19 protein-coding genes are annotated in these 26284 nt (G+C 73.7%); 9 read left to right on the forward strand and 10 right to left on the reverse strand.

Features of this window, described 5'->3' with window-relative positions; all coding sequences use genetic code 11:
- The first annotated feature begins 55 nt into the window (after positions 1-55).
- Together I5071_RS43790 and I5071_RS43795 are read left to right on the forward strand one after the other, a co-directional pair.
- Positions 56-1438, forward strand: a complete 1383-nt coding sequence (locus tag I5071_RS43790) for a serine/threonine-protein kinase (protein ID WP_236519365.1) — start codon at positions 56-58, stop codon at positions 1436-1438.
- A gap of 20 nt (positions 1439-1458) precedes the next feature.
- Positions 1459-2229: a PEGA domain-containing protein gene (locus I5071_RS43795; RefSeq protein ID WP_236519366.1), complete on the forward strand. Its 771-nt coding sequence runs from the start codon at positions 1459-1461 to the stop codon at positions 2227-2229.
- Here the strand turns inward: I5071_RS43795 and I5071_RS43800 are convergent, their stop codons facing one another.
- Positions 2230-3120: a hypothetical protein gene (locus I5071_RS43800; protein WP_236519367.1), complete on the reverse strand. Its 891-nt coding sequence runs from the start codon at positions 3118-3120 to the stop codon at positions 2230-2232.
- A 225-nt stretch (positions 3121-3345) separates the two neighbouring features.
- Here I5071_RS43800 and I5071_RS43805 point away from each other — a divergent pair, with 225 nt between their 5' ends.
- The 3 genes from I5071_RS43805 to I5071_RS43815 are packed head-to-tail and all read left to right on the forward strand — an operon-like array spanning position 3346 to position 5896.
- Positions 3346-4590 (forward strand): hypothetical protein, encoded by a 1245-nt coding sequence (locus I5071_RS43805; protein ID WP_236519368.1) that lies wholly within the window; start codon positions 3346-3348, stop codon positions 4588-4590.
- Between the two features lie 38 nt (positions 4591-4628).
- Entirely contained in the window at positions 4629-4925 is a 297-nt protein-coding gene (locus I5071_RS43810; protein WP_236519369.1) for a hypothetical protein, read from the forward strand.
- Between the two features lie 50 nt (positions 4926-4975).
- Positions 4976-5896, forward strand: coding sequence for an alpha/beta hydrolase family esterase (locus I5071_RS43815; RefSeq protein ID WP_236519370.1), 921 nt, complete (start codon positions 4976-4978; stop codon positions 5894-5896).
- 7 nt (positions 5897-5903) lie between these two features.
- Here I5071_RS43815 and I5071_RS43820 read toward each other — a convergent pair whose 3' ends face one another.
- Complete coding sequence (locus tag I5071_RS43820; protein ID WP_236519371.1) at positions 5904-7490, reverse strand: hypothetical protein; 1587 nt, start codon at positions 7488-7490, stop codon at positions 5904-5906.
- Here I5071_RS43820 and I5071_RS43825 point away from each other — a divergent pair.
- A complete protein-coding gene (locus I5071_RS43825) occupies positions 7477-8127 on the forward strand; it encodes a hypothetical protein (protein ID WP_236519372.1) in 651 nt (216 codons plus the stop codon). The genes I5071_RS43820 and I5071_RS43825 overlap by 14 nt on opposite strands.
- Before the next feature lie 4 nt (positions 8128-8131).
- On the opposite strand, the gene I5071_RS43830 is transcribed toward I5071_RS43825, so the two are convergent.
- From I5071_RS43830 to I5071_RS43845, 4 genes are all read right to left on the reverse strand, one after another.
- The gene (locus I5071_RS43830) at positions 8132-9499 is read right to left on the reverse strand and encodes a DUF1552 domain-containing protein (RefSeq protein ID WP_236519373.1); all 1368 of its coding nucleotides are present in this window, start codon (positions 9497-9499) and stop codon (positions 8132-8134) included.
- Positions 9496-11133, reverse strand: a complete 1638-nt coding sequence (locus I5071_RS43835) for a DUF1592 domain-containing protein (protein WP_236519374.1) — start codon at positions 11131-11133, stop codon at positions 9496-9498. The genes I5071_RS43830 and I5071_RS43835 overlap by 4 nt, the downstream gene beginning before the upstream one ends.
- A 374-nt stretch (positions 11134-11507) precedes the next feature.
- On the reverse strand, positions 11508-12197 hold the full coding sequence (locus I5071_RS43840; RefSeq protein WP_236519375.1) for a hypothetical protein: 690 nt from the start codon (positions 12195-12197) through the stop codon (positions 11508-11510).
- Positions 12194-13855 carry a hypothetical protein gene (locus I5071_RS43845; RefSeq protein WP_236519376.1) on the reverse strand — a complete coding sequence of 554 codons (1662 nt, stop codon included), beginning with the start codon at positions 13853-13855 and terminating at the stop codon, positions 12194-12196. The genes I5071_RS43840 and I5071_RS43845 overlap by 4 nt, the downstream gene beginning before the upstream one ends.
- Before the next feature lie 144 nt (positions 13856-13999).
- Here I5071_RS43845 and I5071_RS43850 point away from each other — a divergent pair, with 144 nt between their 5' ends.
- From I5071_RS43850 to I5071_RS43860, 3 genes are read left to right on the forward strand one after another with little or no spacing between them, the layout of a single operon-like run.
- The gene (locus I5071_RS43850; protein WP_236519377.1) at positions 14000-17176 is read left to right on the forward strand and encodes an efflux RND transporter permease subunit; all 3177 of its coding nucleotides are present in this window, start codon (positions 14000-14002) and stop codon (positions 17174-17176) included.
- Positions 17177-17181: 5 nt separating this feature from the next.
- Positions 17182-18330: an efflux RND transporter periplasmic adaptor subunit gene (locus I5071_RS43855; protein ID WP_236519378.1), complete on the forward strand. Its 1149-nt coding sequence runs from the start codon at positions 17182-17184 to the stop codon at positions 18328-18330.
- Entirely contained in the window at positions 18327-19595 is a 1269-nt protein-coding gene (locus tag I5071_RS43860) for a TolC family protein (RefSeq protein WP_236519379.1), read from the forward strand. The genes I5071_RS43855 and I5071_RS43860 overlap by 4 nt, the downstream gene beginning before the upstream one ends.
- Here the strand turns inward: I5071_RS43860 and I5071_RS43865 are convergent, their stop codons facing one another.
- From I5071_RS43865 to I5071_RS43880, 4 genes are all read right to left on the reverse strand, one after another.
- The gene (locus I5071_RS43865; RefSeq protein WP_236519380.1) at positions 19596-20660 is read right to left on the reverse strand and encodes an efflux RND transporter periplasmic adaptor subunit; all 1065 of its coding nucleotides are present in this window, start codon (positions 20658-20660) and stop codon (positions 19596-19598) included.
- A complete protein-coding gene (locus tag I5071_RS43870; protein WP_236519381.1) occupies positions 20657-23782 on the reverse strand; it encodes an efflux RND transporter permease subunit in 3126 nt (1041 codons plus the stop codon). The genes I5071_RS43865 and I5071_RS43870 overlap by 4 nt, the downstream gene beginning before the upstream one ends.
- Position 23783: 1 nt before the next feature.
- Entirely contained in the window at positions 23784-25235 is a 1452-nt protein-coding gene (locus tag I5071_RS43875) for a TolC family protein (protein ID WP_236519382.1), read from the reverse strand.
- Positions 25236-25297: 62 nt separating this feature from the next.
- A complete protein-coding gene (locus tag I5071_RS43880; protein ID WP_236519383.1) occupies positions 25298-26260 on the reverse strand; it encodes an AraC family transcriptional regulator in 963 nt (320 codons plus the stop codon).
- Between the last annotated feature and the right edge of the window lie 24 nt (positions 26261-26284).

Consider the following 26284-nt stretch of genomic DNA (forward strand, 5'->3'; position numbering starts at 1 on the left):
CGCCTCCACCGGGGCGAAAGGGCGGGAACCAGGCGTGCTAAGGTGATCGCCGCGCATGCCGATCCTCACGCCCGAGGAGCGAGTCGGGAGCCTTCTCGCCGGACGCTACCGTCTCGAGTCGATCCTCGGCTCCGGTGGCACGTCCGTCGTGTTCCGGGCGAGCCACACGTGGACCGGCCGCGCGGTCGCGCTGAAGCTGCTCAAGCCCGAGCACGCGCGCGACAAGGGCCTGGTGATGCGCTTCCTGCGCGAGGCCCGCACCGCGTCGACGATCGTGCACCCGAACGTCGTGACGATCCTCGACATGGGCACCGATCCCAGCGGGGACGTCTATCTCGCGATGGAGCTGCTCGACGGCAGCTCGCTCGGCGAGATCCTCGATCGCGAGAGCACGCTCTCGCCCGAGCGCACGATCGAGCTGCTGCGGCCGATCATGGAGGCGCTCGCGATCGCGCACGAGCGCGGCATCGTCCATCGCGACATCAAGCCGGACAACGTGCTGATCGGCGATCGCGGCGACGGAGTGGTGCGCCCGATCCTGCTCGACTTCGGCATGGCGAAGATGACCGAGGCGGCGTGGGGGCACGCGACGCAGTCGGGCCTGATCGTCGGCACGCCGTTCTACATGTCCCCCGAGCAGGCGGAGGGCGCGAGCGACGTGGGCTCGGCGTCGGACGCGTGGTCGATGGGGGTGCTGCTCTATCGCTGCCTCACCGGTGTGCTGCCCTTCTTCGCGAGCTCGCCGACGTCGCTGCTGCTCGCGATCGTGCGCGGCGATCACGTGCCGGTCTCCGAGCGCGCGCCCCACGTGCCCGCGCCGATCGCGTCGGTCGTCGAGCGTGCGCTGCGCGTCGATCGCGCCGACCGCTACGCCGACATGCACGAGATGCTCGCGGCGATCGATCGCGCGGTGCGCGGCGAGGGCGAGCCGATGCGCGCGAGCGCCACGCTGCCGACACCGACCGCGCCGCTGCGGAGCGTGCCCGAGCGCGCGAGCGAGGTCGCGATCGCGGGTGGAGATCGCCGTCGCACCTCGGCGATCGTCGCGCTGGTCGCGGCGCTGCTGCTCGCGGCGATCGGCATCGGGGTGGTCGGGCTGGGAAGCGAGCCCGTCGTCGCGAGCCCGACGCCCGAGGCCACGACCGACGTCATCCCGCGCGCCGCCGGGCCTGCGCCCGAGGTCCCCACGCGCGCGGAGCCGATCGACACGCCGGCGGTGGTCGGCGCGAGCACGACCACGGCGTCACTGGGCGCCGTCGAGGAGACGCCGCGCGAGGAGCGCGCGCGCGTCGCCGTTCCCAGCGCGCCCGTCGAGATCGACGAGGCGCCCGCCGAGCCCGCGACGCCGCGTCGCCGTCGTGGTCTCGCGCGCTCGTTCGACGATCGCGAGCGCGACGGTGAGGCGCGCTCCGGCTCGGGGCTCGCGACGGAGTGGTGAGAGTGCGCTACGCGTTGGTCTTGGCGCTCGCCCTCGGGCTCGCGCTGCCACCTGGGCTCGTCCCCGCGATCGCGCGCGCGCAGGACGCGCCGCTCGACCCAGCGCAGGCCGAGGCGCTCGCGCTCTTCCGTCGCGGCGTCGAGCTGGGCGAGCAGGATCGATGGGCCGACGCGCTCGAGCACTTCCGTCGCTCGCGCACGATCGCGGAGCGGCCGAACACCGTGTTCAACGTCGCGTTCGCGCTCTATCGCCTTGGGCGCTTCACCCAGGCGATCGTCGAGTTCGAGCAGTACCTCGCGATGACCGAGGGACAGCCGCCGAACGAGCGACGCGACGAAGCGGTGCGGCTGCGCGGCGAGTCGGTCGCGAGCCTCGCCGAGATCACGCTCGAGATCGCGCCGCCCGACGCGCGCGTGCTGGTCGACGGAGAGCCGATCGGCGAGGAGACGGGCTCGCCGCGCACGCTGCGTCTCGATCCCGGGCGCCACGCGGTGCGCGCGAACGCCGACGGATACGAAGAGGGCGCGCTGACGATCTCGGTGCTCGCGGGCGAGCACGGCGCGCGATCGATGACGCTCGTCGCGCGCGGCGGGCAGCAGGAAGAGATCGTCGAGCCGCCGCCTCCGCCGCCGTCGGGCGGGGGCATCTTCGAAGACCCGGTGTTCTGGGTGATCGCGGGCGTCGTCGTGGTCGGCGCAGGCGTCGCGATCGGCGCGGGCGTCGCGGCGACGCAGAGCGAGCCGCCCTACGGCGGCTCCGCCGACGTCGTCCTGCGCGCGCTCACGTTCTGATCACTCGCGCACGAGCACGTCGGCGGGCGAGGCCGCGACGCCGCTCGCGATCCAGCTCGCGGCGATCGGGAACATCGCGACGAGACGCGCCTTCTGGCGCTCGCTCATGCCCCAGAGGACCACCACGGTGCCGAGCGGGAACGACGGCGCGAGCGCGGCGAACGTCGGCACGTCGATCGAGGGGAGCGCGGTGTCGATGACGATCGCGATGCGGCCCGGCGCGCCGGTGTGCGTGAGGAGCTCCGCCGTGGTGCCCACCGCGAGCACGTCGCTGCGGCCGGTGAGACGCCCCTCGGTCTCGGCGATCAAGAGCGGATCGAGCGTCGCGACGAGCACGCGCGACGGCGCGGTCCGTGGCGGCCTCACGGTGTCGCCGGTGCGCTGCACCGGAGCGGCGGGGACCTCGGGCTCGGCGAGCGTGGGAGGCGGCGTCGGCGGCGGGATGTAGCGACGCGCGTCCTCTTCGATCGCACCGCGCGACATGCCTCCGCGCGACGCCTGGATCCGCCCGAGCGTCTGCGCCTGACGCGGCACGCGCGGCGCGGGCGGGATGAGGATCTCGTCGGAGGGCGGCGGGAGCTCGGGATCGTCGACCTCGACGACCGCGCCGGGACGGCCGGCCTCGGGGAGCGCGGCGAGGCGCACGCGGCTGTCCTCCTCGCGCTCTTCGATCGCGTGCTCGTGCGCTTCGCGCGCGCGCACCTGGCTCGTCGCCATCGCGAGCACGTGCGAGAGGCGCTCCGACACGACCTCGTAGGAAGGATGCCCGAGGGTCTGCACGACGACGGTGCGCAGCGCGCCCTCGACGAACGCCGCGAACGGCGCCGCGTCCTCGGGCACTGCCCCACGGCCGGCCGCCGAGAGCGCCATCGAGATCAGGCGCGGAACCATCGGCTCCGAAGCAACGCTCTCGAGCGCCTCGCGCAACGAACGTGAGAACGGGCCTTCGAGCGAAGCACGTGCCGGCGGCATTCGATGTTCCCCCTGACCAACTGTAGTTGATCGTGCAAGGGCTTCCCAGCGCTCTGCCCGTTTCCGAGGCGTTTCGACGTGCAATCGTCCGCCTGTGCCATCGTGCCGGGCTGGTGCTGCCGGCTCGACTACACTCGGTCGGGAATGGCTTGGGCTCGGGTGTGCGTGCTCGCGATGCTCGCGACGGTGTGGGTGGGATGCGACACGGGCGATCCGACGCAGCTCCTGGTCGTGGTCGAGACCGACTTCGCGGTGCCGGGAGAGCTCGCGTCGGTGCATGCGCAGGTCGGTCCGGACCCCGAGTGCGACGGGTGTAGCGCCGACTTCCTGCTGACCGGAGAGAGCCCCCTCGCGATGCCGCTCTCGTTCGCGATCGCGCCGCGGGACGGAGGCGGTGCGATCGCGCTGCGGGTCGAAGGACGCGACGGGAGCGGCGAGACGCTGGTCGTGCGCACCGTGCAGACCCGCTTCGAGCCCGGGAAGGTCGCGCGCGTCGTGGTGCGCCTCGAGCGCGCGTGTCAGGCGCGCACCTGCGAGATCGACGGCGAGACGTGCATCGCGGGGGACTGCGCGCCCGACGAGATCGCGCCCGAGATCCTCGAGGGGTTCGATCCGGGCGAGGAGCTTCCCGACGCGGGCGCGAGCGATGGGAGCGTCGGGGTCGACGCGGGTGATGGGGGCACCGTCGATCCTCCGCCGGACGGGGGCACGGTGCCGCGCTCGTGCGCTGGGCTGGACGGGCGGCATCGGATCGATCCCGACGGGGTCGGCGGGGTCGATCCGTTCTCGACGTGGTGCCTCGACGGCTGGACGCTGCTGCTGAAGGTCGACGCGACCTCGACGCGCATGGTGTTCACCAACGCCGAGTGGACCAACCCGACGCCCACGCGCTCCGGCAGCGAGATGCCGGGCGAGGTCGAGGACGCGCTGCTCGAGTCGTACTGGACGCTGCCGGTCGGTGAGCTGCGGGTCGTGATGATCGACGGCGCGACCTCGCGGGAAGACGTGTTCCCGCTGGTCGGCGAGGGGCTGCCGGTGCCGCTGGTCTCGGCGGTGCGCGACGACGTCCCGGTCGAGATCGGCGGCACGCTCGCGCAGTGGACGGGGCTCGTCGGGGCCGATGCGATCGAAGGCGGAGCGTGCTCGCGCGTGGGCATCCCGGCCCAGGCGCCGGACGTCGACCCGGCGGTCCGGGTGCGCATCGGGATCGTGGCCTCGACGACGGCCGACTGCAGCCAGGCCTCGGGCTGGGCGGGCATCGGCGCGAGCGTCGGCGAGCAATCGGGCTGCTCGACGTTCTCGAACACGGCGGGCGGCGGGCGCCTGTGCGGCAATCCGGCCAACCGGCGTGCGGGCTTCCCGCGTTTCACGCTCGTCTACGGACGCTGATTGACGGGCTCGACCGGTGGCCGCAAATCACCTCGTCGATGGCCGCAGTCCAGCGCATTCCCATGCTGCAGTCCGAGGTCTCGCGCCTCGAGCACGAGCTGTCGATCCTCGAGCGTCAGTGGAACCGCAAGCACCGCCTCGCGTTCTTCGCGCTGCTCGCGGTCCCCGCGTACTTCTTGTTCGGGCCGCTCGTCGCGGGCGTGATCCTCGTGTGCACGCCCGCGTTGATCGGCGTGCAGGCGTACCTGCTCGGCGTGCGCCGCATGGAGTGTCGCCAGCTGATCGCCGAGACCCAGCGCGAGCTGGCCGCGGCGAAGCAGCTCGCACCGGCCTGAGGGGGGGCGCTCTCGACGCGGCGCGTCGGGATCGAGTACTCCTCTCGGCCATGCGCTTCCGCTCATGGCTCGTGATCTCCGCCCTCGCGACGCTCGCGTGCGAGAGCTCGGGCGACGACCCGATGACCGGCACCGATGCGTCGACCGCGACGCCCGACGCCGGCACGTCGAACGGCCCACCCACCGAGATCGGGCCCGCGGAGCGACCGGCGCGCCTGGTGCTGCCCGATGCGCACGACGGGACCACGCCGCTGCCGCTGGTCGTGCTGCTGCACGGGTACTCGGCGAGCGCGGTGCTGCAGGACACCTACTGGCGCGCGAGCCTGGCCGCGCGCTCGATGGGCTTCTACCTCGTGCTGCCGGACGGCACGGTCGACTCGCGCGGGAACCACTTCTGGAACGCGACCGACGCGTGCTGCGACTTCGACGCGACCGGCGTCGACGACGTCGCGTACCTCACGTCGCTGCTCGACGAGGCGGAGACCGTGGTCCCGGTCGACACGTCGCGCGTGTATTTCATCGGGCACTCGAACGGCAGCTACATGAGCTTCCGGATGGCGTGCGAGCTCTCGGATCGCGTCGCGGCGATCGGCGGGCTCGCGGGCGCCGACTTCCTGAACGACACGGACTGCGAGCCCGAGCACCCGGTCTCGGTGCTGCACGTGCACGGCGACGCGGACGAGACGGTGTCGTTCACCGGCACCGCGTACTACCCGTCGGCGCGCACCGCGGTGGAGCGCTGGGCGGTCCGCGCGGGGTGCGACGGCGCGGCGGTCGAGACGCTCGACCCGATCGATCTCGTGGGCTCGCTCGAGGGCGCGGAGACGACGGTCGAGCGCTGGTCGGCGGGATGCGCCGAGGGCCACGAGGCCGAGCTCTGGACGATCCAGGGCGGCTCGCACGTGCCGGGGTTCAATCCGACGTGGATGGAGAAGCTCGTCGGCTGGCTGCTCGAGCACCGGCTCGAGTGAGATGAGATCAGCCGGCGCGCGGCTCCATCGAAGCGAGCAGCGCGTCGAGGCGATCGGAGAGCGCGTCGAGCTCGGCGCGTTGGGTCGCGAGGTCTTCGGCGACGACGACGCGCGTCGTCGCGAGCGACGCGACGATCGGTGCGAGCCCTTCGACCTGTTGCTCGAGCGGTCGTAGCCCTCGCTCCGCGTCGCGCAGCGACGCCTCCGCGATGCCGAAGTTGCGCGCGTCGAGGGCGCGTCGCGCGGCGGTGATGCGCTGCGCGCCTTCGAGCAGCTGCACGTGCTGCTCGGCGCGCGCGGCACGCGCGCTCGCGTCACCGGCGTGCTGCTCGGCGGACGAGATCGCCTGGGCATGGTCCGCCTGCATGCGCTCGAGCTGCGCCTCCACCGCGCCGACCGCGATCGCGCCGTGGATGCGGCCCGCGACGTAGCCCGCCATCGCCGCGATCAGCGCGACGCCGACCATCCGCGCGCCGCGCACGAGCCTCGCGCGCGCCGGGTGCCGCGCGAGCTCGGCGTCCTCGATGCGGTCGAGCTCGGTGCGATCGCGCTCGACGTACGAGCGGGGCGCGTCCTGCGTGCTGATCGTCGCCACTCCTCCGCGGATCTCGGCACCGTCCCGGAGCGCGGCAACGCAGACGTGGATCCCCGCGTCGTCGAGCGTGGCGCGATCGCGCATCGCGATGATCGGCGTGGCAGCGCGCAGCGTCGCACGCCGTCTCGTGACGCTCGCGGCGACACCGCTCCGCGTCGCGCGTGGATGGAGCTGGACGATGCGCCACGCGGAGCGACGTCTCCCCGTGCGTGCGGTGTGATCGAGCGCGCCGGGATCGCGTGCGCCGAGATCCGTTCCGGGGGAGGTCGCGATGAAGATCACGTGCTCGAAGTGTGGCTCGAGGTACTCGGTCGCCGATGTCAAAGCGCGCGGGCGCATGCTGCGCATGCAGTGCGCGACGTGCGGCGCGGCGATGTTCGCGATGCCCGACTCCGAGCCCGGGACCGACTCGGGGGAGCGCACGATCGTGATGTCGTCGCCGCCGAGCGCGCGGCCCACGCTGCCGCTCGGCACGTCGGGGGGGACGCCGCCGCCGACGCGGTCTCTGGTGCCGAAGCCCTCGTCGTTCCCGTCGCTCGCGCCGCCGGCGCCGCGCGTCCCGCCTGCCGCAGCACCCGCGTCGGAGAGCCCGCCGCGGAGCGCGCGCCCGGCGATGCGCCCGCCGCCCCAGTCGACTCCGGAGGCGATGCCGTCGGAGGCCGTCCTCGGTCTCGCGTCGCATCGCCCGCCGCCGCCGGCGCGCAGCGTGCCGCCTCCGATCCCGAGCCCGCGCACGCCCCCGCCGCTGCCGGGCAAGCGTCCTCCGCGGAGCTCGCCGCCGCCGCTGCCGAGCCGTCGCCCCGAGCCCGCGCAGCCCACGCAGGACGACGACAGCTCGAGGCTCGCCGACGTGCGGACGCTCGCGGCGCTGACGGCGCGCGCGCCCTCGCAGCCGCCGAGCGACGTGCTCGCGGGTGCGCCGCTCGCGCTGCCGCCGCCGGTCGAGGCGCCGTCGGTGCCGCCTCCGCACGCGCCCGCGCCGCGGATGCCGAGCCTCATCGTGAGCGGTGCGATCCTCGGTGGCTGCGCGCTCGTCGCGGCCGCGCTCGTCGCGGGCGCGGTGCTCGGACGTCCCGCGAGCGATCCCGCGCCGGTGGCGACCGCGCCGGTCGCATCGACCGAGCCCGCGCGCGTGGAGCCGGCGGCGCCCGTCGTTCCGGTGGTCGCGCCGGTCGTCGCGCCCGCGACGCCCGAGCCCGAGCCTCGCGCATCACGATCGCGCGCGTCGCGCTCGCGTCGTGGTTCGTCGAGCGCCCGCGCCGCGAGCAGCGACGTGCCGGTGGTGCCCGCCTCGTCGAGCGGCGGCGAGACCGTCGTCGAGCGCGCCGCGCCCGAGATCGCGGCGCCGGCACCGGCGCCGGTCGTGGATCTGCCGGAGATGCCGGCGCGCGACGCGGTGATGGCGGCGATGGCGCGGGTGCAGCCCTCGGTGTCGGCGTGCGGGCAGGGCGCCCACGGCACCGCGACGGTCGCGATCATCGTCGCGGGCGACAGCGGTCGCGTGACGAGCGCGAACGTGAGCGGCGAGTTCGCGGGCACGCCCGTGGGCTCGTGCGTGGCGCGCGCGGTGCGCAGCGCGCGCTTCGATCGCTTCGAGCGCGCGACGTTCTCCGTGACCTATCCGTTCCGGCTCTGAGCGATCACGCGAGGAGGCCGGGGACCGCCTCGCTCGTCTCGGCGCCGTGGAAGCCGTAGCTCGGGGTGTCGATGCCGAGCGCGCGCAGGATCGTGACGTGGACCTTCGCGAGGTTGCCGCCCGGCTCGCGCGCGTGGATGCCGCGAGCGAGCGCACCGCGCGCGCCGCCCGCGAGGATCACCGGGTGCTCGCGGTTGCTGTGGGTGGTGCCCTCGCCGTACTCGCTCGTCGCGTAGACGACCATCGAGTCCAGCAGCGTCCCGCCGTCGTGATCGGGCACCGACGCGAGCACGTCGAGGAAGACGCGGAGCGCCTGCATCTGGCGCTGGGTGACGCGGTAGGTCGCGTCCCAGTCGCCGTCGTGCACGACCTGGTGCATGCCGCCCGCGACGCCGGCGTCGCGGAACACGTGGGTCGTCGCGGGCGAGGTGAGCATCATCGACGCGACGCGCGTGAGGTCGCACGACATCGCGAGCGCGAGCAGGCGCGTCTGCGCCTCGAGCTCGGCGATCAGATCGCCGCTGCTCTCACCGGGCATCGCGGGCGTCGTGCACGCCGCGACGCCGGCGCGGAGCCGCGTCTGGATCTCGCCGACGTGCTCGAGGTGTGCATCGAGGCGCTCGCGATCGCGCCCGCCGAGCCGGCGCCGGAGCGCACGCGCGTCGTCGGCGACCACGTCGAGCACGCTCGCACGACGGCCCAGCACCGCGGTGTCGGCGGGCACGCCGAAGAGGTGCGCGAAGAGCTCGCGCGCCGAGCGCATCGGCAGGTTCAGCATGTCGGGGCCGCGATGCGAGATCGCGTTCCAGTGGCCGTAGTCGTGGAAGCGCGCGGGGCTCACGGCGAGCTCGATCGAGCGGAAGCGCGGCTGGGTGCCGAGGATCGAGCGGCCCGCGAAGTCGGGGTGCGCGGCGATCACCTGATCGATCGTCGCGCGGTTGAACGCGAAGACGTGATCGGGGTGATGGAAGCCCTCGCTGCGCGGGCGATCGCTGGTGAGCGCGACCGCGCAGCCGCGCATGTGCCCGTCGCCCTGGCCCGGGGGATCGCCGGGGATCTCGGTGTGCGGCTCGAGGCCGGTGATCACGTCGATCGTGGGCTCGATGCCGGCGAACGGGCTCAGCAGCGGCGTCGCGCTCCAGCCCGCGCCGATCGTGCTCGGCGTCCAGTGGTCGGGTCGGCCGTGTCCGTGCGCGCCGTGCCACGGAAGGCCGTTCGCCCAGAAGAAGACCGCGAAGCGCTTGGGCAGCGAGGTGCCGTCGGCGTGCGCGGTGCCGTGGGTGTCGAGCATCGCGTCGAGGAGCGGCAGGCCCATCGTGCACACCGCGCCGCCGAGCGCGCCGCGGAGCATCGCGCGTCGCGAGAGCTTCATCGTGCCTCCTCCTCGGTGGTGCGCACCGTGCGGAACGCCTCGCTCGTGACCAGCGCGAAGAGCAGCTCGCGGAACCGGAAGCCGCTCTCGGCGAAGCGCTCGGTGAGCTCCTCGATCGCGCGCCGCTCGCGCTCCTCCTCGAGCCGACCGATCGCGTGGCGGAAGAGCTGGCGGGTCACGCACGCGGGCACGCGGCCGTCGTGGCGCATCAGCTCGCCGAGCTCGCGCGCGCCTTCGAACGCGAGGGCGTCGAGATCCCCGCGGGCATCGATCGCGCGCCCCGCTTCGAGCGTGCGGTGCGCGCCGATCGCGTCGAAGTCCTCCATGCCGAGGCCGATCGGATCGATCTGCGCGTGACAGGTCGCGCACGCCGGGTTCTCGCGGTGCACCGCGAGGCGCTCGCGCAGCGTGCGCGGACGGCCGTCGTCGTCCTCGGCCTCGCCGAGATCGAGCTCGACGTCCTGCGGGGGATCCGCGACGAGCTGACAGAGCAGTCGCTCGCGCACGAACTTGCCGCGCCGCGTGGGCGACGTGAGGTTCGGGTGCGCCTGCGCCGCGAGGAAGCCCGCGGTGGTGAGCAGGCCGGCGCGCACGCCCTCGGCGGGCAGCGTGACGCGCACGAAGCCTTCTTCGTCGGCGTCCTCGAGCGTGATCGGCAGCTCGTAGAGCGCGGCGAGCGGCGCGTCGACGAAGGTCACCGGCGAGTCGAAGATCGCGCGGAAGTCGCCGTCCTGCTCGAACACGACGTGCTCGACGAGGCGCTCGATCTCGCCGCGCATCGAGCGTCCGAGCGCGGGCGTGAACGAAGGGAAGAGCGTGGGATCGCGATCGAGCGCGTCGAGCGCGGAGAGGCCGAGGTACTCGCGGAAGAACGCGCGCACCGTCTCGCGCGCGCGCTCGTCGTCGAGGAGCCGGCGCGCCTCGTGGCGGAGGCCCTCGTGGGTGTCGAGCACGCCGCGCTCGGCGGCATCGAGCAGCGCGTCGTCGGGGATGCGACCCCAGAGCACGAACGCGAGTCGGCTCGCGAGCTCGTGGCGGTGCAGCCGGCTCCATCCCGGGCGCGTGGGATCGGGCTCGCCGAGCTCGACGCGATAGACGAACGAGGGCGACTGGAGCACCCCCGCGACCAGGCTCGCGAGGCCGCGCCAGGGATCGGTCTCGGCGCGCGCGAGCGTGGTCCAGCGCTCGAGCTCGTCGTGCTCGATCGGGCGCCGGAACGCGCGGCGGAGGAAGCGCGCCACGAACGCGCGCGCGCAGGGATCGTCGGCGCTCGCGGGGGTGCACCCGACGAGCGCGACGCGGCGCGCCTCGTCCGCGAAGACCGCGTCGGCCGCGACGTGGGCGGCTTCTTCGAGCTGCTGCGCGCCGCGGGCCGAGAGCGTGGTGCTCCCGGCGCCGATCGACGCGAACAGGAACGGCGTGGTGTCGGCCTCGACCGCGCTCTCGGGCACGGGGCCGCCGAGCAGATCCTCGACCGAGCGGTGGTACTGGCGCGTGGTGAGCCGTGGGAGCACGGCGGGGCCGGGCTCGTAGCTCGCGGTGGTCGCGCGGCCCGGCGACGCCGGGTCGTCGAGCACGACTCCTTCGCATCCCACGAGCGCGAGCGCGACGACGGCAGCTGGAAGGCGACGCACGCGAACCGCCTGCGCAACGTGTGTGCCGCCCGTGCAGCGCGCGAAATCACGGCGAAAACGAGGATCGCACCGCGCGACGGCCCGGTCGCGCCGGAGCCTACGAGCCCGAGCAGCGGGGACGACGCTCCCCATGCCCCCGCGAAAACGTTGCGATCGACCCGTCGGCTCGTAGAGGATTCCGCGACACGCGAATGGTGGCGCGCCCGACTCCTACCCCGTTCGAGCGACCGACGTTGCCGGCCCCGGCGCGGCGCGACGACGACGCGACCCGTCCGGTGTCGATCGGACGAGCGACGCCGCCGCGGCGCGCGCCTGCGGTGCGGGAGATCGCGCCGCCGCGTGATCCTCGCGATCTGCGTCGCGAGCCGGAGTGATCAGCGCACGGTGCGCAGCAGCGCGTCGATGCCGACCACGCGCACCGTGAGCGCGCCCTGCGCGGTGCGGGTGACCATCCAGCCCCGCGGCGTGCGTCGCGCGTAGCCCGCGCCTTCGGCGATCACCCGCGCTTCGACGAACGCGGGCGGCACCGGCACCACGAACGACCCGCCGATCGCGAGCGCCCGCGGGACCTCGACCCGCGGTGCGCGCGTGACGACCGGCGCACCGATCGGCGAGCGTGCGATCGCCGCGCGCAGGTGCTCGACGATCGTCATCGCGTCCGCGCGCCCGTCGATGGTGCGCACGATCGCGACCACGTTCGCATCGCGCGCGACGACCAGACCCGCCGCGCCGTGCGCCACGTCGGCCCAGACGTCGGTGTCGCGCGTGACCAGGCCCCGCGTGCTCTCGAGCTCCACGCGCGCTCGCGCGAACGTGATCGCGTCGCGCTCGCTCTCGCGCACCTCGACGTCGAGCAGCGCGATCGCGCCGGGGGCACCGACGCGCGCGATCTCGAGGCGCACCGGGCGATCGGCCTCCTCGTCGAGCTCGATCTCGCGCAGCTCGAGCCCGCCCTCCGCGAGCGTCGCGCGAAGCGCCTCCACCGAGACGCCGGTGCGCACCTGCGCCGACGCGCTCGTCGCGAGCGCGAGCACCAGCAGCACCGAGAGCAGCAGCGTCCTCATCGGATCCTCACTCGCTCGTCGTGGTCGGTGCGGATGCGCTCGGCCTCGGACGAGAGCGCCGCGAGGTACACGTCGGGCTCGAGGCCCTGCACCAGGAGCTGCGCGTGGGGCGGCGATGCGGGCGCGCCGTCGCCGTCGACCGCGAGCGTGGCGTCCCAGGTGCGACCATCGCGCGAGCCGACGATCGCGTGGTAGCGGAAGCCTCCGCGGCCCGAGTCGAACGGCGTCTCGTCGAACGCGCTGCCGCCGATCGCGCGGATGTAGTTGAGGTCGAAGCCGACCTGGGCGCCCGCGACGTTGGTGAGGATGTGATAGCGGAGATCGATGCCGACCATGTTCGCGTAGGCGGTCAGGATCGACGCGGCGTCGCTGCAGTTGATGGTCGTGCCCGAGGCGCGCTCCTCGAAGCGCTGCATCGAGAACGTCGCGCCGGTGAAGCCGCTCGCGTAGTCGGTGTAGAACGACGCGCCGCGCGCGGTGTCGTAGTGCAGGCCCATCGTCGTGTAGATGCCCTCGACGATCGCGGCCGCGACCTCGCGCTCGCCGGCGCTCGCGCCGTCCACCCACGTCGCGACGCGATCGACGACGTCGACCCACGCGCGGTAGGGAACACGATCGAGATCGAACACCGGCTCCGCGACGAGCCCGTAGAGCCGCAACGCGGGCGTGACCGCGCCGGGGATCGGCTGCCACGCGCCGTCGCCGCGGCGGGCCTCGAACGTGAAGCGCCACGCGACGTCGTAGCGGCCCACCGCGGGCACCGGCGAGGCCGTGGTGCGCGCGAAGATCTCGGCGCCCTCGGCGAAACGATCCTCGCCGTCGATCGCGAGGCCCTCGGGTGCGACGACGCGGATCTCGAGGGCCTGGGGCGCGCCCTCGATCGCACCCGCCACGACCGACGTCAGGCGCACCCGCGCGGTGATCTCCGCGCCCGCGATCCACGCGGTGGGAAGGCTGTACGTGTCGTGCTCCACGCCGTCGTCGGCGCGCTCGTCGAGCGGCGGAGAGAGCACGTCGTCCCACGGCGCCGGCAGCGCGCGCGGCGTGCGATCGGCGAGCTCGAGCGCGACCGTGCTCGCGTCCTCGCTCGCATCGCGCGCGAGCTGCCAGGGCAACATCGCGGTGCCGATCTCGTACCAGCCGTCGCGCAGACCGCCGGTCGCGCGATAGAGCAGCGGCACCCGCGACGCGCCCTCGAGCTGCACGCGATCGATGCCGAGCCGCACCACCTCGAGCGCGCTCTCCGCGCGCGCGCGCTCCGAGCCGTCGCCGCGGATCAGCCGCGCGGTCGCGACGATCGCGCCCGGCGCGACGAGCTCGCCCGCATCGTCGCGTCCGTCCCACCGCGCTTCGCACCCTTCGAGGCGCCGCACCGTCGTGCCTTCGCGCGCCAGCTCGATCTCGCAGCGATCGCTCGGGCCGAGCCCGCTCGCTTCGAAGGTGATCGGCCAGCCGTCGAAGCCCTCGAGCAGCGGATCGGCGGCGACGAGCTGATCCTCCGCGGGCCGCAGCGACGCGCGGAGCGTGGGCGCCGGCCGGCTCGCGACCGGCGGATCGTGGGTGTAGGTCGGGACGGATGGCTCTCCGGAGCAGCCTCCGATCGCCACCATCGCGGCGAGCGTGACGAGCGAGCGCGAGATCGTTCCCCGTCCGAGCATGCGCGAGCCCCCGGCGATCGAGCGTAGCCGACGTGTAAAGAGCTCGCCGCCGCCCTGCCTACATCGCGATCGAAAGATCGGGTGATCACGCATCGCCGCGCGACCATCGCGGTCCCTCTCGCGCGCCTTAGAAGCCAGCGCGCGATGTGGATCGTTCGACTCGCCCTCCGCCGGCCACACACCTTCGCGGTGCTGGCGCTCCTGATCGTCGTCGCCGGCGTCGAGACGATCCGGCGTACGCCGACCGACATCTTCCCGAGCGTCGATCTGCCGGTCGTGAGCGTCGTGTGGGTCTACTCCGGCCTGCCGGTGCCCGAGATGCAGCAGCAGATCACGCGCTCCGCGGAGTACGCGATCGCCGGCAACGTCGCGGACATCCGCACCATCGAGAGCCAGACGCTCGACGGCGCGTCGGTCATCAAGATCTACTTCCACGAGGGCACCGACGTCGCCGCGGCGACCGCGCAGGTCACCGCGATCATGCAGACGATCGTGCGGCTCATGCCACCCGGCACCCAGCCGCCGATCATCGTGCGCTACGACGCGTCGAGCGTGCCGGTGCTCCAGCTCGGCTTCTCGAGCGACACGCTCTCCGAGGCCGAGATCTTCGACTTCGTGAACCGCACCGCGCGCCAGCAGCTCGGATCGATCCGCGGCTCGCGTTATCCGGTGCCTGCGGGCGGCGCGCCGCGCCAGGTCGTGGTCGATCTCGATCCCGACGCCCTGCGCGCGCGGGGCATCTCGCCCGGCGACGTCACCCAAGCGGTCGGTCTGCAGAACCTCACGCTGCCCACCGGCACCGCGAAGATGGGCGAGCTCGAGCTGCGCGTGAGCCTCAACAGCAGCGCGACCTCGATCGAAGCGCTCAACGACGTGCCGATCGCGCGGCGCGACGGGCGCACCATCTTCGTGCGCGACGTCGCGTTCGTGCACGACGGCTACGCGACCCAGACCAACGTGGCGCGCCGCGAGGGCAGCCGCGCGATCGTGCTCTCGGTCCTGAAGAACGGCGACGCATCGACCACCGACATCGTCGCGCAGGTGCGCGACATGATCCCGCGGCTGCAGGCGGTCGCGCCCGAGGGGCTCGAGATCGACGTCGTCTCGGACCAGTCGGGCTTCGTCACCGAGGCGGTGCACGGGCTCGTGGTGGAGGGCGCGATCGCGGCGTCGCTCACCGCGCTGCTCATCCTCGTGTTCCTCGGGAGCTGGCGCAGCACGATCATCATCGCGACGTCGATCCCGCTCTCGGTGCTCGTCGCCGCGCTCGCGATGCGCGCGATGGGCCACACCATCAACGTGATGACGCTCGGCGGGCTCGCGCTCGCCATCGGCATCCTGGTCGACGACGCGACGGTCGAGATCGAGAACGTCCACCGCCACCGCGCGATGGGCAAGACGCTCACCCGCGCGATCCTCGACGGCGCGCAGGAGATCGCGACGCCCGCGTTCGTCGCGTCGCTCTCGATCGCGATCGTGTTCGTCTCGCTGGTGTTCCTCGAGGGACCGCCGCGCTTCTTGTTCCTCCCGCTCGGGCTCGCGGTCGGGCTCTCGGTGATGGCGTCGTACTTCCTCTCGCGCACCGTCGTGCCGACGATGATGCGCGCGATGCTGCGCGACGAGGCGCCGCACGGGCACGGCACCTCGCCGCTCGCGCGCATCAACGGCGTCGTGGAGCGCGCGTTCGAGCGCATGCGCACGCGCTACGGGCGCACGCTCGCGGCGCTGCTCGCGCGTCCGGCGCTCACGATCGGCGGGTTCGTGATCGTCGTCGCCGGCGCGATCGCGCTGGTGCCGCACCTCGGACGCGACTTCTTCCCCACCGTCGATCAGGGCCGCATCCGCCTCCACGTGCGCGCGCCCGCGGGCACGCGCATCGAGGAGACCGAGCGCATCTTCGCGTCGGTCGAGTCGATCGTGCGCGAGGTGGTCCCGGCCCACGATCGCGAGCGGATCCTCGACGTCATCGGGCTGCCCGCGCCCTACACGATGGCGATCACCGACACGACGAGCACCAGCACGTCGGAGGGCGAGATCCTGATCGACCTCGCGCACGACCGCGCGCGCAGCACCGACGACTACCGGCGCGCGATCCGCGAGGAGGTCCATCGGCGCATGCCCGACGTGACCGTCTACTTCGAGGCGGCCGACATCATGACGCAGATCCTGAGCTTCGGGATCCCGGCGCCGATCGACGTGCAGGTCGCGAGCCTCAACCGCGATCAGGCGCTCGCCGCGGCGCGCGCGATCCGCGCCGAGCTGAGCGAGGTGCCGGGGCTCGTCGACGTGCGGCTGCAGCAGGTGATCGACGCGCCGCGCCTGCACCTCGAGGTCGATCGTGCGCGCGCGATGGAGGTCGGGCTCACCCAGCGCGACGTCGCGTCGAGCGTGCTGCTCGCGGTGGGCACGAGCGGCGTGACGAACCCGAACTACTGGACCGATCCCCGCACCGGCAACGCGTACCCCGTGGTGGTGCGCATCCCCGAGCGGCTCACGTCGTCGGCCGACGATCTCTCGACGTTGGGCCTCGCGACCGAGGCGGGCCCGCAGCTGGTCGGCGATCTCGCCGAGCTCTCGCGACGCACCGCGCCGGTGGTCGCGAGCCAGGTCGACGTGCAGCCCACGTTCAACGTGCGCGCGAGCCTGCAGGACGCGGATCTCGCGAGCGTCACCGAGCGCATCGACACGATCCTCGCGCGTCACCGCGCCGACCTCCCGCCGAGCGTGACGATCGCGCTGCGCGGTCAGCCTGCGAGCATGGAGTCGGCGTTCCACGGGCTCGGCCTCGGACTGCTCTGCGCGGCGCTGATCGTCTACGCGCTCATGGTCGTGAACTTCGGCTCGTGGGTCGATCCCGCGATCGTGCTCGTCGCGGTGCTCGGCTCGGGCGTGGGCATCGTCGCGTCGCTCTGGGTCACGCAGACGACGCTCAACGTGCCGTCGATGATGGGCGCGATCACCAGCATCGGGATCGCGACCTCGAACGCGACGCTGCTCGTGACCTTCGCGAACGAGTCGCGCGCTCACGCCGCGAGCTCGATCGACGCCGCGCTCGAAGCAGGGCGCACGCGCCTGCGCCCGATCGTGATGACCGCGCTCGCGATGTTCCTCGGCATGCTCCCGATGTCGCTGGGGCTCGGCGAGGGCAGCGAGATGAACGCGACGCTCGCGCGCGCCGCGCTCGGCGGCCTCGCGGGCTCGACCCTCACCACCTTGCTGATCGTGCCGGTCGTCTACTCGGTCGTGCGACGCCGCGCGCCCGTGCACGAGCACGACCCCGATCTCGACGGACCCCTTCCCGCGCTGCGCACGGAGAGCTGACGAACATGGACGGAGAGCTGCGGACCGAGGCCCCGACGTCGCCGGTGGGGCGCGTGCTGGGCGTGCTGGCCGCGATCGCGGTGATCGCGGGCGGCGGCGTGCTCGGGTGGATCCCGCGCGCCGAGCGGGCGGCGCGCCTCGCGGCGCAGGAGGCGGAGCGCGCCGCGCCGCCGCGCGTGCTGATCGACGCGGTGCAGGCCGCGCCGCCCCAGCTCGCGATCACGCTGCCCGCGACGAGCGACCCCGCCGAGACGATCGCGGTGATCGCGCGCGCCGACGGATTCGTGCGCGCGCTGCACGCCGATCTCGGCGATCACGTGCGCGCGGGACAGCTGCTCGCGGAGCTCGGCGCGCCCGAGCGCGACGAGGAGATCCGCGCCGCGAGCGCGCGCCTCGGCGAGGCCGAGCAGCGCCTCGCGCTCACCCGCGCGTCGACCGAGCGCACCACGACGCTCACCACGCAGGGCGTGGTGACGGGACAGGAGAGCGACGACGCGCAGCTCTCGCTGAGCACCGCGAGCGCCTCGCTCGACTCCTCGCGCGCCGAGCTGCGGCGGCTCCAGGCGCTGCGCGGATACCAGCGCATCGTCGCGCCCTTCGACGGGATCGTGACCGCGCGTGCGATCGATCGCGGCGCGCTCGCCGCGGCGAACGCGACGGTGCTCTTCGAGATCGCGCGGCCCGAGGTCGAGGTGGTGGTCGACGTCCCGCAGGAGCACGCGCCCGCGGTGTCGATCGGGCTCGAGGCGGAGATCCTCGAGGGCGAGCGCGTGGTCGCGACGGGACGCGTCGCGCGCACCGCGTCGCGGCTCGATCCCGCGACCCGCACGATGCGCATCGAGATCGAGGTCCCGACCTCGCCGGGCCTGCTCGCGGGCATGTACCTCCGAGCGCGCCTCAGCGTGCCGCGGGTGCACGAGGCCGCGCTCCTGCCTGCGCGCGCGCTGGTGACGACCAACGAGGGCCCCTCGGCGTGGGTCGTCGACGCCGAGGATCACGCGCACCTGCAGCGCCTCCAGATCGCGCGGGATCGCGGGCGTGATCTCGAGATCGCGAGCGGGGTCCGCGCCGGCGATCGTGTCGTGCTCTCCGCGCCCGACGGGCTCGTCGACGGAGCGATCGTCACGCCGGTCGAGCGTGGAGCGCCGCGATGACGCGATCGATGCTCGTGCTCGCGACGCTGCTCGTCGCGTCGCGCGCCTCGGCGCAGCAGCCGCTCTCCGAGTTCCTCGACGCTGCGTCCTCGTACGAGCCCGCGGTGCGCGCGGCGCGCCACGACGAGGCCGCCGCGCGCAGCCGGATCGACGAGGCGCGTGCTGCGCTGCTTCCCTCGGTGAGCGCGCTGCTCGGCTACCAGCGCAACGAGGTCGAGGTCCGCACCCAGCGCACCAGCCCCGACGGCTCGGTGCTCACCGCGACGATCCTTCCTTACGATCAATTCGACGCCGCGGTGCAGCTCGACGTGCCGCTCGTCGACGTCGCCGCGTGGTCGGCGCTCGACGCGTCGGAGTCCGATGCCGACGGAGCGCACGAGTCGACGCGCGCCGCGGAGGATCGCGCGCGCGTCGCGGTGATCGTCGCGTGGCATCGCGTGGTCGGCGCACGTGCGGTGGTCGACGCGAGCGCGGAGCGCCTCCGGGTCGCCGAGCGCGCGAGAGAGGACGTGGGGCGCCGCCACGACGCGGGGGTCGCGCCCGCGCTCGACGTCGCGCGCGCCGACGTCGAGGTCGGGCTCGCGCGCGAGGCGCACACCAACGCGACGCTCGAGGAGCGCATCGCGGCACAGGCGCTCTTCGCGGCGAGCGGCCTCGAGCCCGACGCGACGCGCGCGAGCCTCGACGTCGATCTCGCCGCCGAGCGCCCGCTCGACGACTACCGCGCGATGCTCGACGAGATCCCCGCGCTGCGCGCCGCGCGCGAGGCCACGCGCACTGCGTCGCGCCGTCGCGAGTCGGCGTGGCAGCGCATGCTCCCGGTGCTGCGCGCCTTCGCGCGCGAGCGCTACACGAACGCCGCGGGCTTCCAGCCCGAGTCGCTGTGGAGCGTCGGCGTCGTCGCCCAGTGGACCTTCGACTTCGCGCGACCCGCCGCGCTCTCCACCGCCGAGCACGAGCTCGCGGCGGCCGAGGCCCGCGCCGACGCGGTGCGGATCGCGGCGGAGACCGCGGTCGTCGAGGCCTGGAACCGCGTCGAGGCCGGGCGCGCACGGGTCGAGGCCGCGGCCATCGCGCTCGAGGCGAGCGGGCGCGCGGTGCACGACGCGCGCGAGCGCTACCAGGTCGCGCGTGCGACGCAGCTCGATCTCTTGATCGCGGAGCGCGAGCGCTTCGACGCGACGGTCGCGCACGCGCTCGCGGTCGCGCAGCTCGCGGGCGCACGCGCCACGCTGCACGCGCTGGTCGGGATCGATCGTCCGTGATCATCGCGGATCGCGAGCGGTGAGCCCGGCCTCGTGCGGGGTCACCGCCGCTCCGTCGGCGAGATCCTCGCGCCCCCGCGCGACCACCACGTCGTCGCTCCGCAGCTCGCCGAACACCTCGATGAGCTCGCCTCGCGGCAGCCCGCGCTCCACGGTGACTCGGCGCGTCGCACCGTCGCGCACCGCGATCACGAAGATCGCCGACGTGCTCTGCACCACCGCACGACCGGGGACGAGGAGCGAGGGCTCGTCGCGGCTCACGCGCCACTCGACCTCCGCGTACATGCCGGGCGCGAGCGCGCCGCTCGTGTTCTCCACGTCGAGCTCGATCGGCATCGTGCGGGTCGCGGGATCCACGGCGTGCGCGGAACGCGCGATGCGGCCGGTGAACGCTCGCCCCGGATGGGCTCGCACGCGGAACGCGAGCTCGGAGCCTTCCTCCACGTGGCTCGTCGCGTACTCCGGCACCGCGACGACCAAGCGGAGGCGAGCGACGTCCTCGACGCGCAGCAGCGGGCGATCGCCGCTGGGCCCGACCAGCGCGCCAGGATGCACCCAGCGCTCGGTCACGATCCCGTCGAACGGCGCGCGCACCACGAGGTAGCTCTCGAGCGCCGAGAGCGAGCGCGCTTCCGCCGACGTGGCGGCCTCGGATGCCGCCGCGAGCTCGACGTCGTGCCCCGCGACCGCGCCCGGCGTACGCGCCGCAGCGCGCAGTCGGTCGGCGGTCGCCTGCTGCCCGCGCAGCCGTGCCTCGGCGCCCGCGCGCCGCGCGCGCAGCTCGGGCGCCGCGAGGCGCACCACGATCTCTCCCTCGCGCACCCGCGATCCGCGATCCACCTCGATGAGATCGACGAACCCTTCGGCGCGCGCGTGGAGGTCGACCCGCTCGAACGCCTCCAGCTCTCCGGGCAGGGCGATCGTCGTGTCGAGCATCTCGTGGCGCACGCGGACGACCTCGACGCTCGGTGGCGCGCTCGCGGGCTCCTGCGGCGCAGGCGTCTCGTCCGCGCCGCACCCCGTGAGCAACGCGATCACGAGCATCACGTCCGCTCGGCCCTTCACGGGGTCTCCTCGAGCGCCTCGGGCAAGAGCGACGACGACCCGGTCCTGCGCGGCGCGATCAGCGCATCGATCGCCGGCAGCGCCACCAGGGTCGCGACGGTGGACGCCGCGAGCCCGCCGATGATCGCGATCCCGAGCGGCGACGACTGCTCACCGCCGCCTCCCAGCGCGAGCGCCATCGGCAGCATGCCCGCGATCATCGCGAGGCTCGTCATCAGGATCGGGCGCAGCCGCGCCGCTGCTGCGGTGGTCGCGGCCTCGAGACGATCGAGCCCCTCGGCCCGCCGGTCGCGCGCGAACGTCACGAGCAGCACCGCGTTCGCCACCGAGACGCCGATGCTGGTGATCGCTCCCATCATCGACTGGATGTTCAGCGTCGTGCCGCTGATCGCGAGCGCGAGCACGACGCCCGCGAGCACGGCGGGCACCGTCGAGAGCACCGCGAGCGGCTCGCGCACGCTCTGGAACGCCGCGACGAGGAGCAGCAGCACGACGACGACCGCGAGCGCGAGGCCCTCCTCCAGGCTCGCGACCATCGCCTCGACCTGCTCGATCTGCCCGTGCACCGCGACCGTGAGCCCGCGCGGCGGCTCCCCGGCGCGCGCGAGGGCCCGGCGCACCCGCGCCGCGGCGTCGGCCAGATCGCGCCCTGCGACGTTCGCCGAGATGCCGATCGTGCGCTGGTTGTCGTAGCGATCGAGCTCGCCCGGCGTCGTCGTCGGGAACACGCTCGCGACGTCGCCGAGCGTCGTCGGGCGAGCGCTCCCCATGTGCTGGGCGATCGGCAGCGCGAGGAGATCGGCGCTCGCGCGCATCTCGGCCTCGGGCACCCGGAGCGCGACGCGATAGGGCTGACCGCTCGCGGGATCGGTCCAGAAGATCGGCGTCGTGAGCACGCTCGACGAGGTCGCGGCCACCACCGCGCGCGCCACGCTCTCGGTGGTCACGCCCTGCTGTCCCGTGCGCTCGCGATCGATGTCCACCCGCACCGCCGGGTAGTCGAGCGCGAGCGGGATCTGCACGTCCACCAGCGCCTCGTCGCGCGCGAGCTCGGCCTCGATCCGCTCGGCGTGTGCGCGCACCGCGCGCAGATCGCGCCCGGTGACCGTCACGAGGACGGGGGTCGGCGCCCCGAAGCTCATCACCTGCGAGACCACGTCGCCTGCTTCGAACGAGACGCGCACGCCCGGCAGCTCGTCCGCGAAGCGCCGCCGCAGCCGGGCCTGCAGCTCGGGAAGCCGCGGCTCGCGTGCCCCGCCGAGCGCGACGAGGAGCGTCGCTTCGTGCGGGCCTGCGTTGAAGACGTAGACCGCGTTGACCGGGAAGGTCCACTGAGGGCTCCCGATGTTCGCGAGCGCGATGCGCACGCCGCGCCCGGCCGCCTCCTCGCGGACCATGCGCTCGACCTCGCGCACGATCTCGGTGGTGCGCTCCACGCGCGTTCCCGCGGGCGCACGGATGCGGAGCTGCATCTGTCCGGCGTCGACTCGCGGGAAGAGCTCGGTGCCGAGCCGCGGCGCGAGCCCCGCGATGACCGCGATCGCGATCACCAGGTACACCGGTGCGACGAGCCAGCGCCAGCGCACCACGCTCGCGATGCCGCGCCGGTATCTCTCTCTCGCGCGATCGAAGCGCCCGGACCGCCGGGGCGCGCGCACGAGCCACACCGAGAGCACCGGCACCACGGCGGTCGAGACGAGGTACGACGCGATCATCGCGAGCCCGACCGCGAGCGCGAGCGGCGGGAAGAGCGACGCCGCGACGCCGGTCACGAAGAACACCGGAATGAACACCGCGAGCACGCAGAGCATCGCGAGCAGGCGCGGCAGCGTCACCTCGCGCATCGCGTCGACGACGGCGCGGCGCGGCTCCTCCCCGCGGCCGAGATGGGTGTGGACGTTCTCGATCGCGACGGTCGCCTCGTCGACCAGGATGCCGACCGAGAGCGCGAGGCCGCTGAGCGTCATCACGTTCACCGTCTGCCCGGTGAGCCGCAGCGCGACCACCGCCGCGAGCACCGAGGTCGGGATCGTGAGCACGACGATCAGCGCCGAGCGCCAGTCGCGCAGGAAGAGCAGCACCATCAGCGACGCCAGCAGCGCGCCGAGCAGTCCTTCCTCGACGAGCCCGACGATCGCGTGCTGGACGTAGGAGGACTGATCGAACTCGAGCTCGATCCGCACGTCGTCCGGCACCAGCGCTCGCATCCGAGGCAGCGCGTCGCGCACCGTGCGCACCACGTCGAGCGTCGACGCATCCGCGCGCTTGGTGACCGGCATGTACACGGTGCTCCGCCCGTCGACGAGCGCGACGTTGGAGACCACGTCGGCGCCGTCCTCGATCCGCGCGACGTCGCGGACGAACACGGTCGGCCCGCTGCCGGTGCGCACCGGCACGTCCGCGAGATCCGCGGGCCGGGCCACCATCGCGCTGGTCTCGACGATGTTCGTGAGATCGCCGACCCGCAGATTGCCCGCGGGCACCGTCGGGTTCGCGCGCGCGACCGCGAGCGCGACGTCGTCCGCCGAGAGCCCGTAGGCGCGCATGCGCTCGGGATCGAGATACCCGACGATCGTCCGCACGCGTCCGCCCGACGGCGGCGGCGCCGACACCCCGGGCAACGTCGCGAGGAGCGGCCGCACCTGGTTGAGCGCGAGATCCTGGACCTCGGCCTCGCTCCGGCCCTCGCTCGAGAACACGAGCTGTCCGACCGGGATCGAGCCCGCGTCGAAGCGGACCATGAAGGGCGGCAGCGTCCCCGGCGGCATGAACGAGATCGCGCGGAACGCCATCGCCGTCACCTGCGCCATCGCCTGCGCGACGTCGGTGCCGGGGTGGAAGGCGATCTCGATGACGCCCATCCCCTGGATGGACTGCGACTCGACGTGCTCGACGCCCGCGACGTAGAGGAAGTGGTACTCGTAGTAGCTGACGAGCTGTCCCTCCATCTGCGTCGGCGTCATGCCCGCATAGGGCTGGACCACGTAGATCACCGGGACGTTCAGCGTCGGGAAGATGTCTGCCGGCGCGCGCCGCACCGCGAGCGCGGCACCGACGAGGATCGCGATCATCGCGACGAGCACGGTGTACGGTCGCTTCAGCGCGACGAGGACGATCGGCACCTCAGTCCTCCCCGCGGGCGCGGAACGCGTCGAGGTCTCCCGCGGCGAACGCGAGGTCGTAGCTCGCACGGAGCACCTCGGCGCGCGCCGTGACCTCCTCGAGCTGCGCCTCCGCGAGCGCTCGCTGCGCGTCGACCACGTCGAGCATCGTCGTCAGCCCCGCCTCGAAGCGCGCGACGGCCTGGGTCAGCGCGACCTCGTACGACGCGACGACCGCGCGCGCCGCGGTCGCGATCCCGCGCGCTCCCTCGAGCCGCGCGTCGGCCTGCGCGCTCAGCGCACGGAGCTCGAGCACCTGCGCCTCGAGCGCGGCGTCCGCCTCCTCCACCCGCGCGTCGGCTTGCTCGAGCCGGGCATCGAGCAGCGGGAGATCGAGCAGCGAGTACGAGAGCACGAAACCGACCGCCCAGTTGGGCACGTTGGGCAGGAGACCCGCGGCGTCGCCGAGGTCCGATGCGCGGCTGGGTGCGTCGATGCCGCTCCCGCGCGCCCACAGCGCCGCGACGAGCTCGATGCGCGGGACGTACGCGAGCACCTGGCTCCGGCGCACGAGACGCGCGGCTTCGAGCTCGGATCGCCGCGCGCGCTCCAGCGCGTGCATCCCGTGCTGCGCCGTGCGCCGCGAGACGACGAGATCATCGAGCACCGACGCGTCGACCTCGACGTCGAGGCCGGGATCCCCGAGCTCCGCGGACAGCGCGGCGCGAGCCACGAGCTCTGCCTGCGCTGCGCGCGCCTCGAGCGCCGATGCTGCGGCCTGCTCGGCGCGTGCCCTCGCCGCGTCGGCGCCAGGTCGCAGCTCCTGTTCCACCAGCGCGTCGGTCACGCGCACCAACGTCGCCGCTCGCTCGAGCCACGCCGCGACCGCGAGTCGCTGCGCCTGCGCCGCGACGACGTCGACGTAGGCCCGAGCGACCCGCGCCGCGATCTCCAGGCGCGTCGCATCGGCGTCCGAGGCCCGCGCATCGAGGTCCGCCAGCGCGGCATCGCGCTCGCCCTCGCGCCGCGGGAACGCGCCCACGTCGAACGATGCCGCGCCACCGATCCCGCTGCCCCAGACGCCTTCGTCGAACTGCACCTCCTGAGGCGGTCCCGACAGGCCGGGGATCGAAGGCAGCGCCAGCACCGTGCCGGGCACCACGTTCCCGGTCGCGCGCTGCAGGGCGAGGGACACGTCGATCCGCGGCCAGAGCGCGCTCTCCGCGATCCGCACGCCCGCGCGCGCGGCACGCTCGGACGCGACGGCGCGTCGTGCCGCCGGGTGGGCCGTGATCGCCAGCTCGACGGCCTCGGGCAGCGAGAGCGTTCGGCGCTGCGCCGCGGCGGGTGCTGCGACGGCGAGCACGATGGTGATCGCCAGCCCCCAGCGAGCGACGTAGATCGGTCGGTCGCCCACGCGGTCGACTGGAGTCCCCACCCCGCGGCGAATTACGGCCACGATGAGGAAGCTCAAGGCCTCGACCGCGACCCGCTGCGAGGGGACGCCGTCGGCACCTCGCCGGGCTCGGGCGTGGGCTAGAACGGCAGGATCGACTTCGCGATCGATCGGCCTCGGCGCGAGGTCGGCGGCTCGCTCCCGCCCTCGCTGCGCGCGCGGCGCCACGCGCCGGGGGTGAGCTCGTGCGCGCGCCGGAACTGCCGGATGAAGTGGTTCGTCGAGCGGTACCCGATCCGCTCGGCGACGATCGCGACGTCCTCGTCGGTGTCACGCAGCCGCCGCCGCGCCTCTTCCATGCGGCGCTCGGTGATCCACTCCACCACCGTGAGCCCGGTCTGCGATCGCACCACGTGCGTCACGTGCGCCGGCGAGCGCCCCACCGCGCGCGCCACCGTCGCGAGCGAGATCGACTCGGCGTAGCGCGCGTCGATCACCGCGAGCACTTCCTCGACGAGCGGCGAGAGCGCGGACGGAGTCTCCGCGGGCGCAACCATCCGCAGCACCTCGACGAGCAGCAGCTGCAGGTGTGCGCGCGCCGCCTCGCGATGCGCGAGCGCGCCGCCGTCGAGCTCGCGCGCGAGATCGCGGATCGTCCGCTCGATCACGTCGCGACGCGTGCAGTGCACCGGCGCACGTCGCGAGGTGATGTCGCAGCTCCGCAGGAAGCCGACCCAGCGCGGGCGTCCGCCCGCGTTGCCGAAATAACCGGGCCCGTCCTGCGCGCCGAGCGCGTCGGTCGTGAACTCGACCACCCACGCCTCGTAGCCCTCGAGCGGCGTGGGATCGTGGGGCTCGCCCGGGAAGAGCAGGTGAAGGTCGCCCGCGCGCAGCTCGAGCTCCCCGTCTCCGGTGCGCACCCGGCACACGCCGCGCGCCGCGTAGACCATCACGAAGAAGCGATGCGCGTGCGGCCCTGCGTGGTGCACGACGCGCGATCCGTCGCAGCGGAACACGCGGATCGGGAGCCCGCTCTCGGTCGCGGGGAGCGAGACCGTGGGAACGCGGGCGCGGACGGTGCGGGCGCGGACTGCGACGCTCACGAAGCCTGAGTGCTACCACGCGGG

The organism is Sandaracinus amylolyticus, assembly GCF_021631985.1.
Taxonomy (GTDB): domain Bacteria; phylum Myxococcota_A; class Polyangia; order Polyangiales; family Sandaracinaceae; genus Sandaracinus; species Sandaracinus amylolyticus_A.